At 68.4% G+C, this 12,803-nt stretch carries 9 protein-coding genes; 2 read left to right on the top strand and 7 right to left on the bottom strand.

Annotated features, from left to right (window positions below; all coding sequences use genetic code 11):
• Positions 1-9: 9 nt before the first annotated feature.
• Positions 10-1,362 (bottom strand): hypothetical protein, encoded by a 1,353-nt coding sequence (locus B1759_RS00970; protein ID WP_095513158.1) that lies wholly within the window; start codon positions 1,360-1,362, stop codon positions 10-12.
• Positions 1,363-1,447: 85 nt separating this feature from the next.
• On the opposite strand from B1759_RS00970, the gene B1759_RS00965 reads away from it, so the two are divergent.
• Positions 1,448-2,083, top strand: a complete 636-nt coding sequence (locus tag B1759_RS00965) for an LON peptidase substrate-binding domain-containing protein (RefSeq protein ID WP_158225051.1) — start codon at positions 1,448-1,450, stop codon at positions 2,081-2,083.
• Positions 2,084-2,185: 102 nt separating this feature from the next.
• The gene (locus tag B1759_RS00960; protein WP_095513156.1) at positions 2,186-5,236 is read left to right on the top strand and encodes an AAA family ATPase; all 3,051 of its coding nucleotides are present in this window, start codon (positions 2,186-2,188) and stop codon (positions 5,234-5,236) included.
• Between the two features lie 10 nt (positions 5,237-5,246).
• On the opposite strand, the gene B1759_RS00955 is transcribed toward B1759_RS00960, so the two are convergent.
• The 6 genes from B1759_RS00955 to B1759_RS19155 all read right to left on the bottom strand — a co-directional run bounded on the left by B1759_RS00955 (position 5,247) and on the right by B1759_RS19155 (position 12,798).
• Positions 5,247-5,885, bottom strand: coding sequence for a carboxypeptidase-like regulatory domain-containing protein (locus B1759_RS00955; protein WP_095513155.1), 639 nt, complete (start codon positions 5,883-5,885; stop codon positions 5,247-5,249).
• Between the two features lie 28 nt (positions 5,886-5,913).
• Complete coding sequence (gene csgH, locus B1759_RS00950) at positions 5,914-6,288, bottom strand: curli-like amyloid fiber formation chaperone CsgH (protein ID WP_095513154.1); 375 nt, start codon at positions 6,286-6,288, stop codon at positions 5,914-5,916.
• A gap of 107 nt (positions 6,289-6,395) precedes the next feature.
• Complete coding sequence (locus B1759_RS00945; RefSeq protein WP_095513153.1) at positions 6,396-7,451, bottom strand: hypothetical protein; 1,056 nt, start codon at positions 7,449-7,451, stop codon at positions 6,396-6,398.
• Between the two features lie 160 nt (positions 7,452-7,611).
• The gene (locus B1759_RS00940; protein ID WP_143537219.1) at positions 7,612-8,154 is read right to left on the bottom strand and encodes a hypothetical protein; all 543 of its coding nucleotides are present in this window, start codon (positions 8,152-8,154) and stop codon (positions 7,612-7,614) included.
• A 100-nt stretch (positions 8,155-8,254) separates the two neighbouring features.
• Positions 8,255-10,438, bottom strand: coding sequence for a hypothetical protein (locus B1759_RS00935; protein ID WP_095513151.1), 2,184 nt, complete (start codon positions 10,436-10,438; stop codon positions 8,255-8,257).
• Positions 10,439-11,430: 992 nt separating this feature from the next.
• A complete protein-coding gene (locus B1759_RS19155) occupies positions 11,431-12,798 on the bottom strand; it encodes a CsgG/HfaB family protein (RefSeq protein WP_143537218.1) in 1,368 nt (455 codons plus the stop codon).
• Positions 12,799-12,803: the final 5 nt, after the last annotated feature.

The following is a 12,803-nucleotide window of genomic DNA, read 5'->3' as shown; positions in this document are numbered from 1 at the left end:
CGCCGACCGCTACCGCCCGAACCGTAGGCCCACCATCGGCTCGAAGCGTCGCTCGACCAGGAAGCGCGGCGGCCCGTCGGCGTACTCCGCCCCGTCCGCCTCGGTGAGGCGGCGGTAGCCGTACCGCGAGCGGACGAACACCATGCCCCGGTTGCCGACCGGCACGTGGACGTTGAGGACGAGCGTGTTCAGCGCCCCGAGGTCCTGGATGAGGTCGAAGAAGCCTCGGAAGTCCTGGCGTTCCAGCCCGAACTCCACGAGTCCGTTGTCGGGAAGCCGGGCCGCGAGGCGGAGGCTGTACGAGCTCGCCCGCTCGTCGCCGATGTGGCGCCGGGCGTACTGCGACACCTCCAGCCGCCCGAACACGATCAGCCGCAGGTCGGCCACCAGGTCGACCCCGCCCGAGAGGCTGTCGAGCGGCGTCCCCGCCAGTTCCGACGCCACGCCGGGGGCGTAGAACGAGCCGTCGTCCACGATCCGGTCGGTGGCGTTCGAGATCGAGTAGAACGGGCCGACGTGGCCTGGCACGAAGCGGCCGGATGAGGCGAACACGGCCACCCGTGCCCGCGCCCGCGCCTGGTCACCGATGTTGGGCGCCCCCACGTCCACCCCCACGCCGACCGTGCCGCCCTTCCCGAGGTACTGGGCATGGGTCACGAACGGGCGCAGCAGGACTGGACCGAGCCCTGCGTACGCGCCACGCACGGTCGCCTCGACGCCCGTCAGCGACGAGTCGCCGGACAGCCCCGACTGGCCGAGGTCGTGGACGCCGCCGAGCGTCAGGCCGAGATCGGTCACCGGACCGACCCGGAGGCCGCTGCGGAGCGTGACCTCCCCGCCCACGATCCCGTCGGCGCGGAGGACGTCGTCCACGAACGCCGTCGCACGCACCGTGCGGGTCCCGGCGGACCCTTCCGCGCCGATGCGCCGCTCGTCCCACGCCGTCGTCGTCCGGTATCGGCTCACCAGCGCGCCGACGCCGAGCGACACGCGCTGCGTCGGCCCGAGGCGGGCATAGCTCGCCTGCCCCGGCACGGCGTTCCACCGGGCGTATCGCAGGACACGCGCGAGGTCGTACAGTTCGTCGTCTTCTGGTCCATACAGCCCCGAGTCGCCCGAGTGGATCGTCTGGCCGAGTCCGAGGCTGAAGCGTCCTGTGGAGGCGTCCAGCGACGCGTGGGCGCCCGCCCGCCACTCGTCGGGCAGGTAGGCCGGTCCCACGCCTGCGCCGACTGCGAGCCCGTCTTCCGGGCGGAGCGTGCTGCCCCACTCCAGCGGATCGTCGGACGAGCCGAACGCGACAGGCTGGGCGGCCAGCGGCGCGCACAGGACGAGGAGGAGCAGGAAGCGGGACGCGCGCACGGATCGAGGAGGGCGGGACAAGCTACCCTTGCTCGACACAGAACCTCACGCGAACGGCATGGTAGGCCCATGCCTCCGTCCCACCATGTTCGACGAACGTCTCCCCCTGTTCCCCCTCGGGATCGTGCTCCTGCCCGGCGAGCCCGTTCCCCTGCACATCTTCGAGCCCAGATACAAGGAGATGGTCCGCGTCTGCATCGACGGAGACCGGCCGTTCGGGATCGTGTACGCCTCCGAGGAGAAGCTCGCCGATGTCGGCTGCACCGCGCGCATCGAGCGCGTCGCGGCGCGCTACGAGGACGGCCGCCTCGACATCGTGGCCGTGGGCGAGCAGCGGTTCGCCGTGGATGAGATCCACCGGGACCTGGAGTACCTGTCAGCGAACGTGCATGCGGTGGAGGACGCCGGGGGGGAGACCGACACCGCGGCACGCGAGACGGCCATCGCACGCCACATGAAACTGCTCGAGATGGCGGGCGAGGCGCCGTCGCCGTCGCGCTATGATCACTCTCTCCCTGTGTCGTTCCTCATCGGGCGGAACGCAGGACTGGACCTCTCCGAGAAGCAGCGGTTGCTGGAAATGGCGCTCGAGTCCGAGCGCATCCAGTTCCTGGCCAACCACCTCGGCGCGCTGCTGGTGCGCCTGGAGAAGGCGCGGGAGTACCGCGACCTCGCACGCGGAGACGGCCACGCCTCCGGACTGCCCGATCTGGATGTATAGCCGAGCCGGGGAGGAGGGAGGAGGCATGACCACGTTCTTCGGTCCCCGTGACACACGGGCGACCCTGGGCGGGGTGATCTTGGCGTCCCGTCCGAGTCGCGCATGATCCCGCTTCGCCTCCACCTGTCCAACTTCCTCTCCTATGGGGAGAACGCACCCGTCCTGGATCTGGAAGGCATCCACGTGGCGTGTCTGTCGGGGGGGAACGGGCAGGGGAAGAGCGCCCTGCTGGACGCCATGACCTGGGCGATCTGGGGCGAGGCACGCAAGTCGGGCGAGTCCCGCAAGCCGGACGACGAACTCCTCCGGGTCGGCACGCGCGCGATGGTGGTCGACTTCTCCTTTCGGATCGGCGGGGTGGACCACCGCGTGGTGCGGAGCTACACCCGGTCGGCGAGTGGCAAGACCTCCAAGCCGGGGCTCGAATTCCAGATCCGCGACGGCGACGCGTGGCGCCCGCTCACCGCCGAGTCGGTGCGCGCCACCCAGGCGGCCATCGACGAGCGCGTCGGGATCGACTACGAGACGTTCATCAACTCGACGTTCCTGCTCCAGGGCCGCAGCGACGAGTTCACCAAGAAGAAGCCCGGCGAGCGGAAGGAGATCCTGGGCAAGATCCTCGCGCTGGGGCGGTACGACGCGATGGCTGCTCGCGCAGGCCAGCGGTGGTCACGTCTGCGCGAGCGGGCGACCGCGCTGGAGGCTGAGGGCACCCGCCTCGACGTCTCGCTGGAGCCGGTCGGGGAGTGGGAGGCCGAGAGGGCGGAGGTCGAGGCCGAGGTGGGGAGGGCCACCCAGGCGGTCGAGGCCGCCGCCGCCGCGCTGGCGCAGGCCACGGCCACGCTCGCCGGGCTCGATGCGGCCAGCCGGGAGGCGACCACGCGCGAGGAGGCGCTCGCGTCGCTGGGTGGACGGCTCGCGGCGCTCGACCGCGACCTCGTCACCGTCGCCCAGCGCATCGAGACGGCGGACGCGCTCCTCGCTCGCTCCGAGGAGATCGAGGCGGACCACGCGCGCTACGAGGCGCTGCGGCGTGAACGCGCGGCACTCGACGAGAAGGCCGCCCTCTTCCGCGGGGTCGATGCGCAGCGCCACGCGCTCCGGCTAGAGATGCAACAGCAGACGGCGGAGGCTCGCGCGGAGATCGTGTCTCAGGAGGGGGCACTCGCCACCCTGGACCGGCAGATCGAGGCCGACACTGAGGCCGCGGCGGGACTGGCTGCGGCGGAGGCTGCCCACGCCCGCGCCCTGGCCGCAGTCGACGATCTCCAGCGGTTCGAGGCCGTCGCCACCGAGCGGGCCGGGATCGAGAAGAGGATCGAGGCCCTCGACAAGCAACTCGCCGCCGACAAGGGCGCGCTGGAGGGGACGCGGGCTCGGATCGTGGAAGAAGGCAAACGGCTCGCCGCAGAGGTCGCCGCGGCGCAGCCAGTGGAACTGGACGCGCTCCAGACGGCGGTCACCGCAGGCCAGGACGCGGCGACGCGGCGCGAGCACCTCCAGGCCGAGGGCACCGAGGCGTCGCGTGCGGTTGGCGCGTTCGAGGGGCGGCTCCAGGCGCTCGCCGCCGAACGGGCAGCCGTCGAGGAGAAGCGTCGTAGGCTGGTCGACTCGGAAGACGACACCTGCCCGACGTGTGGGACGGATCTTTCCGACGCGCACCGCGCGGACGTCCTCGCAGGATATGCCGAGTCGCTGCAGGCCCTGGCGGACGCACAGGCGGCAGTAACGGCGGACCGCGACGAGGCGGTCGCGACGCGGGACCGACTCCGCGCCGAGTACGTCCGCCTCGGTACGGTCGTCGAGGCCGGTGACGTGGCGACCCGCGACCTCCGGGCAGCCCGCGACCGTGCCGAGCGGGCGGAGGCCATGCAGGCGCGCCTCGAAGAACTTCGTGCCGACGTCCGGCGGCTCCAGAAGCAGATCGATGCGGAGGACTACAGCCCGAAGGCCCGCGCCGAGCGCACGGAGCTGCAGGAGACCCTCGCGGGCGTGGACTACGACCCCACGGGGCACGCCGCTGCCCGCGCCGAGGCGAAACTCCTCGACCACTGGGCACGCCAGGTGCGAACGCTGTCGCTCGCCTCGGAGCGGCTCTCGCAGGCGACCGCCGACCGAACGCGCCGCGTGACAGCGCTCGCGGACCGCCGCGCGGCCCTCGATCGTAACGACCACAACGCGGAGCGAGCCCAACGCATGGCCGCACTGGACGCGCAGGTCGAACGTCTCGAGTTTGACCCTGCCGAGCACGAGCGGGTCGGCAAAGCATTCGACGCCCTGGCCGACGCACCCCGACGGTTGGCCGAACTCCTCGACGCCCGGCGGCAGCGTGCAGAGCTGGGCGAGCGCCGCGCCGCGCGGGTCGAGGAGCGAGCTCGCGTGGAGCGTGACCGGGGGGCTCAGGCGGAGGCACTCGCCGCACTTCAGGACCGTCTCGCAGCCCGGCCCGAGGCGGAGCGCGTCCGGGACGCCGCCGAGGCGGACCGCCGGAGTGCCGCAGCGCGGCTCGCGCAGGCGCAGGAACGCCTCGGCGCGCTCACCGAGCGCCTGGCGAAGGCGAGCCGGGACCGGGCCCTGCGGACGGAGGTCCGCGCTGAGCTCAAAGAGGTCAAGCGGGAGCGAGCCCTCTACGGGCACCTCCGCCGCGCCTTCGGGAAGAATGGGATTCCCTCTCTCATCATTGAGGAGACCCTTCCCGAGATCGAGGCCCGCGCCAATGCGTTGCTGGAGCGCCTGAGCCGCGGCCGGACGCGCGTCGCTCTCGAGACCCTAAAGGACAAGAAGACGGGCGGAGGCACGCGCGAAACACTCGACATCCGGATCACGGACGACCAGGGCGTAGCGCGAGCGTACGAGACGTATTCGGGAGGCGAGGCCTTTCGGGTCAACTTCGCGCTCCGCATCGCGCTGAGCCAGATCCTCGCCGAACGGTCCGGGACTCAGATCCGGACCCTCGTGATCGACGAGGGGTTCGGCACCCAGGACGCCGAGGGGCTACAGCGGCTGATCGGCGCCATCCGCGCGATCCAGGACGACTTCGAGACCATCCTCGTCATCACCCACCTGGACGAGTTGAAGGCGGCCTTCCCCGTCCGCATCGAGGTGCGAAAGGAGCCCGTCACGGGCTCGACCTTCGAGGTCGTGGGCGTCTGAGCCCCCGCCGTCAGGTCCCTGGCGTAACGGTCTCTGTGCTGGATCCCTCGAGCACGACCCCGCTCGCCACCGCCCCGAGGAGGGCCTTCCTGAACGTGCTCACGTCCTGCTCGCCAGGCGTCAGGTCTTCGCCGTTCACCTCCTGGTAGTAAGGCCCCTGGTCGGTGTCGATCCGGAAGTAGACCTCATAGGTGGCGATGGTCTCGCCGCCGGTGTTCTGCGCGCGGTACTCGACCGTCACGAAGGAAGTATCGGCGCTCACCGCTTCGTTGGTGAAGCCGAGCACCTCGGCCGTGAGCATGGACTCTTCGCCTTCCTCTACGGCTGTCATGAAGAGCGTCGCCTGCGCGGTACGACCTTCGCGGACCGACACGGTGACCGTGCTGGTGCGGTAGCCGCTGCGCGAGGCGGAGATCACGTACGTGCCCGTAAGGACGTTCGGAACCGAGAACCGGCCTTCCCCATCCGCGGTGATCGCATCGGTGGCCGGGCTGGTGGTGATGCCCGCACTCGGGATCGCCGCGCCGGTGTCGAAGTCCACCACGACGCCTTCGATGCTGCCGAATCGCTCGGGCTCGACCAGGCCGTCCTTGCAGGCGGTGAGCGAGAGGGCCGCGAGGGCGAGGAGGGCGAAGGATTTCAACGTCATGAGGAACCGGGGAGGGGGGCTGCGGAAGTTATCGCGCCGGAGCGTCTCCGACCGTCTCGTCCAGGGCGTCCCGCGAGATCTGCCCGTCGGCCCATGTGACGGTCAACGACACGACGATGTGGTCGCCTGGAGCCGCCGACACGGACTGGGTCGACAGCGTGCGCGTCCCGGCGTCCAGAAGCTCGAACGCGCCGCTCTGACGAGCAACGGACGATCCGGCCGCGCCTTGGCGCCTCACCTCGATGTCGTATGCGCCACGCGCCGGTCCATCCGCCTCGGCGACGGCAGAGAGAACGTAGGTGACGCCTCGCTCCACGTGGATCTGAGCCGACCGGCTCGGGAGCGGCGATGGGGAGGACATACACGCGAACAGAGCACCCAGCAGCACGAGCAGACGCATCATCGCAGCAGGGAAGGGGAGCAGAACCGGCCTGGCAGGCCGGGCAGAAAATGAACGAGCCGACGGCCGTGAATCACAGACCGTCGGCTCGTGTGGCCCGTAGGCGCGTCCTAGAACTGGGTGATGGTCACCGAGTTGCCGTCACCCAGCGCCGCCGCGTTGGCGGTGCTGCCGACGCCAGTCTGCGTGATGGTGATGGTGTTCATGTCACCCTCCACGTAGAGGCCCGGTCCGAAGGGACCACCGGAGACGGAGTTGTTGCTGCCGTCCTGGGAAACCGTGATCATGTTGCCGGAGGCACCATCCTCGAGCCAGCCACCGATGAAGTTGTCACCGCCCGCCTGATCGAAGTCGATCACGTTGTCGTTGACGCCGAGCACCGGAGCCGTCGTGTTGCGACGGCCATCGAGATCGACCTCCTGGTTGTTGCCGCTCTGCGTCACCGTGATGGTGTTGCGGTCGCCCCAGATGTGCGACACGGCGATGTTGTCGCTGTCGATCTGGTCGATCGTCAGGACGTTGTCGTTGCCGCGGGTGGTGCGGTCGGCAGCCCGGTTGTTGAAGCCGTCCTGCGTGATCGTGGACACGTTGCGGTCGCCGACCTGCTTCACCGTAGCGGTGTGCTCGTTGCCGGTCTGGAGGATGTCCGCAGCGTTGTCGTCACCGTCCTGGACGATGCCAGACTCGTTGTAAGCGCCGCCGTCCTGGTTGGACGTGCCAGTGTTGTTGGTTCCGGCGAGCTGCTCCACCGAGGCCATGTGGCCAAGGCCGGACTGGTTCACCGTGGCGAACCCGTTGTCACCGGCCTGGTCGACGAAGCCGACGAGGCTCGCCCCGTCGCCCTGAGCGACACGGCCGTCGTTCGTCGAGCCGCTCTGGACCACCGTCGCCGAGCTACCGCCGAGGCCGGGGAGGGTAACGCCCTGATCGATCACAGCCAGGTTGTTGGATCCGGACTGAATCGAGGTGGCATCGTTGATGGCGCCGTCCTGGTCGATGTCAGTCGTGTTGTCCATGCCGGACTGCTCGACGTAGGCGTCGTTCGAACCCGACTGGTTCAGGTCGATGGTGTGGCCAGTACCAGACTGGATCGTCGTAGATGTGCTCTGTGCGTGGACGACCCCAGTGAGGCCGAGCGCGAGCGTGAGAGTGAGTAGTGAGCGCATGAAGATGTGGGGGAAGGGAAAACAGGGGCCCGCGTGGTGTTCGTGGCTAGAAACGCCTTCCACGTTCGGGACTAACTCCCGCTGAGTCAGCTGTCTGGCTGGCACGGGAAGGGGCGGCGATCCGTCTTACCGGCGTCGCAACCCTGAAGCCTGTCGGGATCTACCGACGAATGATGGAAATCTCGGCGCCTCCGTACTGCTCGATCGAGGCGGGCGTCATCCCTGCGCCGACGACCTGCGAGGCCGTGTTCCCGGGGCCGTACTGACGGATCGAGTGCTCGGTGTTGTCGACCCCGTCGAGGCGAAGACGGTAGACGTTGTCGCTGCCAGCCTGGAACGAGTCGACGAGGCGGTTGCCGTCGCCGGTGATGTCGGCGAGGAGAAGGTTGTCGACGCCCCGCTGGTACAGATCGACTTCGTTGAACGAACCGGTGATGTCGAGGCCGAGTCGGTTGCCGTAGCCGCGCTGACTCACGAGAGCGACGTTGCCGTCGCCCTGGACCGAGACGGACGCGGTGTTGGAATCGAACCCCGTTCCGACGAGCGAGCGATCCAGGGCCTGGCCGGCGACGGCACTCGTCAGCGCGATGTCCTGCGCGGATTGACCCAGAGACACCCCAGCTTGCTGGATGTAGGTCTCGCTCGATTGGGCCGAGACCAGGGGAGCCGCCAGGGCCGCAGTAAGAAGGAGGAAAGTGCGCATAGAGAAGGCCGGATAAGGATGGGAACCGGCGAGGAGAAATGGGTCTGGCGACCGTGTTACCGGTCGCCAGCCCAGGAGGTCCCGAGGGACCGGAAGAACGTTAGTTCTGCGTGATCGTGACGGTGTTGCCGTCGCCGAGCGCGGCCGCGTTCGCCGAGTGGCCGACGCCCGTCTGGCTGATCGTGATCGTGTTGAGGTTGCCCTCAACGTAGAGGCCCGGGCCGAACGGACCGCCGTTCACGCTGTTGTCGGAGCCGTTCTGCGTGATCGTGATCGTGTTGCCGGAGGCACCGTCCTCGATCCAGCCGTTGATCGTGTTGCGGTCGCCGCCGAACTGGTCGATCGTCATCACGTTGTCATCGACACCGAGCACCGGGATGGTCGTGTTGCGACGGCCGTCGATGCGGATGCGGTTGTCGTTGCCGCTCTGCGTGATGGCCGCGCTGTTGCGGTCACCCCAGATGTGGTAGATGACGGCGTTGCCGCTGTCCACCTGATCGATCGTCAGGACGTTGTCATCACCGCGGGTGGTGCGATCCGCCGCCGAGTTGTTGAACCCGTCCTGGGTAAGGGTCGAGTTGTTCCGGGCGCCGACCTGCTTGATCGAGGCGGTGTGCTCCGAGCCCGACTGGACGATCAACGCCACGTTGTCCGAGCCGTTCTGCTCGACCGACGCGTCGTTGTTGGTGTCGCTCACGAGTGCAGCCACCAGGATGGTCGCGTCGTTGGTGGTGCCGGACTGCGTCGAGCTCGACGTGTTCGTCGTGCCGTCGATGCTGTGGTATGCCGTGTTACCGGTACCCTCCTGGACGGCGGTGGAGCTGTTGCCATCACCGAAGAACAGGCCGAGCTCGAGGGTGGCGTCGTTGGCGGTCCCGGTCTGGGACACCGAGCCGGACTGATCCGCGCCATCCTGAGCGACGAGGGCGCCGTTGCCGTCGCCGTCCTGCGTGATGCTCGCCGCGCCGGTGTCGCCGAACTGGTCGATCAGCGCGAGGTTGCCGTCGCCGGTCTGCGTGGCGTCGCCGGTGTTGCCGTCGCCACCCCACTGACGGGCCTGCGACTGGTTGCCGTCGCCGGAGACCTGGGTCAGCGTGGCCGTCTGGTTCGTGCCGAACTGATCGACGACCGAGACGCCGTTGTCACCCGTCTGGAGGACGAGGCCGTTGAGCGCATCACCGGGGCCCTGGAGGACGAGCGCCTGGTTGGTGCGACCGTTCTGGCCGATCCCCGCGTAGCTGTTGGACAGCGGCGAGAACGACGCGCCCTGGTCGATGATGGCGAGGTTGCCGGTACCGTCCTGATCGGTCTCCGCAATGTCGTTGTCACCGTTCTGGAAGATCTGGGCGTCCTGGCCCTCTCCCTGCTGGAACGACGAGCTGAAGTCGCCCGTGCCGGTCTGGTCCACGGTCGCGACGCTGTTGGCGTCGGTCGTCGAGAAGCCAGCGATCACCTCGGCGTAGTTGCCGGAGCCCGACTGCGTGATCGTCGCGTCGTTGTTGTCGCCGTCATTGAAGATGTCACCGACGTTGGTGTCACCCGACTGCGTGATCGTGCCGTCGTTGTTGGCGCCGAAGAACGTGCCGAGCTGGGTGCGCGCCTGGTTGGCGTCGCCCGACTGCGTGATCGTGCCGATCTGGTTCGAGCCGCCGTCTGACGTGATGGCGAGGTGGTTCGTGTCGGTCTGGTCAATCGTCGAGACGTTGCTGTCGCCCGACTGGGAGACGTCCGCCGTGTTGTCGTCGCCGGTCTGGACGATCGTCGAGAGCTGGTTGGTACCAGTCTGGCCGACGAAGGCCGCGTTCCCGTTGCCGAGCTGGTCGACGGTCGCGAGGATGTCGACGTCCGCCGAGTTGAGGCCAGAGACGACGTCAGCGAGGTTGTTGTCGCCGGTCTGGTTGATCGTCGCGTCGACGTTCACGCCGTCGTTGAAGACCCGGCCGAAGTTGTCGTTGCCGAGCTGGTTGATGACCGCGTCGATGTCGCCGCCACCCGTGAAGAAGGTGCTCAGGAGCGCGACGGCTTCGTTGCCCGTGCCGTCCTGGTCGATGTCGGCGTTGTCGGCCGTACCGCCCTGCTCCACTTCGGCGACGTTGGCGCCGGTCTGGAGAATGTCGGCGATGTTGTCGAGGCCGGACTGATCGACGGAGGCGTCGTTCATGAACGGATTCTGCACGATGCTAATCGTGTGACCCGACCCCGACTGGACAGTCGAGGACGTGTTCTGCGCGCTCGCGGTGCCGACGAGGCCAAACGCGATAGCGAAGGGAAGGAGGTTGCGCATGGCTACCAAGGAGAGTGGGGAAGAGTGCCCGAAGGCTGAAGGATGCGGAGGTCCGCAGATCCCATGGGGTGGGGACCCCTCGGCAAAGACGCCGGGTATGGGAAGGAGCGGGAGGACGTGTTACCGGCCTCCCGCCCGGGGTCAGGCAGGGTAGCGCCCAGGAGGGAAACAGCGAGCAGGTTCATCGGAGCCTCGTGCTCCAGAGCGGTCCATGTGCGCCCGAGCCCTCTCGGAGGCGACCGGGCGCGACGAGCCGGTCCATGTCGAAGCTGCCGTCCGACGGGACGGGGCGCGTCCTCTGATCACACGATCCGAAGAAGCCACAGCGCCTTCTGGAATCGGGCGCGTCCACGCCGCACGGCGCCCGGTGGCCTCAGAACCCCTCGAAGCCGTCGAAGCTTCGGATGTCGGGCGAGCGGGCATGGAGGTCGAGGCGTTGGGAAGGACAGGCATAGCCGGAGTGGCGTCGCCCGTGGTGCCTCAGGTGGTGGGAGCGGAAGCCGCTCAGAGGGCCAGGGTGTCTGGATGTGTCAGCAGCCTCTGAGAGAGGCGTACCGTGCGTAGCACGCCGTTAGTTAACGGCAAGAATTGTAAACGTGCAAGCGCTCAGACCTTCTGAATTCCCGGCCCGTCTCATTCCGGCCTCCTACGGCACTGGTGCCTGGAGACGATTGCGGAAAGGATCCTCGAACCACCCCTGCGGCCGCTCCGCGCATGGTGGCTTGCTATATGCCCAATACTATGGAGTTGCAGCCCGTGGCGCCGGAAGCGCTCCCGGGGGGTGGTCTCGTGGCGGACTCCTCCGGACGGTCAAAAGGCAGTCGCTGGACGGGGGGCGTCGGCGAACAGGGCCGCGCGATGTGACCTCCGAACGAGAAGAAGGAATCGGAACCTAACGGAATATGACGCTGGCCGAAATCGGGGAGCTCGCGTCCTGGCGCTGCCACCGTTCTTACAGATGCCGTCCTCAGACGTGAGGGGGAATGCGAGGTCTAGAACGATGTGTAGAAGACGAAGCCCCCTCGGCCGACCCAGATGTTGTCGTTGACGCTGCCGGACCCCTGAAGGCCGTCGAGACCCTCGTAGAACGGATAGTCGACGCCCGCCTCGAGGAAGAGTCCGAGGGAGGGGCGGATCCGGCTCTCGATGCCCGCCAGCGCGGTCGCATACAGGTAGGAGGAGGGCGAGTTGGGGACGTCGGGGGAGAACAGCCCGCCCAGCCCGACGGTGAACGTCGGCGATGTCTGCGCAGACGGGACGAGGCGGGAGCGGAGGGTGAGCGCACCGGCTCCGAACCGCTCGCCGGTGCCGTTCACGTCGATCAGCCCGCCTTCTCCGCGAACGCCCACCGAAACCCCGTTGCCGATCGGGTAGTCCAGCGAGACCGCGCCGACGGGCTGGATGCCCGGGGAGGCATAATCGCTCTCGATCCGCCCGATCCCCGCCGACAGCCCCACGGCGAGCCCGTCGCTGGACGCGTCGAGAGGCGCCCGGTCATAGAGGTCGCGGGAGGCGTCCTCGGCCGCTCGCGCATCGTACGCCGAGAGGAAGTCCTGCGTGTTGGAGTCGTTCGGCCCCTGGAAGGCCCAGAGCCCATCCCGCGAGCCCTCGACCACCAGGGCGATGACGGCCTCCTCGATGGCTGCCGTGACCGCCAGCACGGGCGGCTCGTTGGTGGAGTAGCCCGCCTCGGTCTCCAGCAGCGCGTCCGTGTCGACGAAGCGGAAGAGTCCCCCGTCGAGCTTCTGCGAGATGAGCGTCTTGGTCGTGTAGACCGACTTCAGCACGCGGCCGTTCTGCACGGAGACGGCGCGGAGGTACACCGTCACCTGATCCTGCCGGAACTGGCCGCTCCCGCCGGCCCCGAGGAGTCGGGCGCCCGCACCACCGGTCAGCACGTTCGAATCGTAGCCCACGATGCCGCCTTCCAGCAGGACCCCCGCGTACAGGAGCGGAGGCAGCGGCCCAAGCCCTTCACCCTCCGGGCCGGTGTACTGCTGACGGGTCGAGGAGATGATCTGACGCTCGTTGAGGAGGTTCGACAGCCCCTCGCGCTCGATGGGGACGAAAAACCCAGACTGTTCCAGGGCGCGCATCAGGATGCTCGTCGCCCCCTGCGTCACCGAGGTGGAGAAGGTGGACAGGTTTTCGAGAGCCCGGTACTGGCCGGTCTGGTCCCGGAACCGGTACACCGCTACCACCACCGGGTCGACGGGCGCTGGCACGGCATCCAGCAGGTCGGCGACGGTGGTCCGCGGCGCGGCCACCCGTGGCGACTCCACGTGGTAGGGCTGGAGGAATCGGGCCGAGCACCCTGCGAACAGAGTCAGCGAGACGACGGCGAGGAGGAGAGCGCGCACAGACG

The organism is Rubrivirga sp. SAORIC476 (genome assembly GCF_002283555.1).
Taxonomy (GTDB): Bacteria; Bacteroidota; Rhodothermia; order Rhodothermales; family Rubricoccaceae; genus Rubrivirga.
Note: the sequence above shows the minus strand (reverse complement) of the source record. Positions and strands in the feature narration are given on the sequence as shown.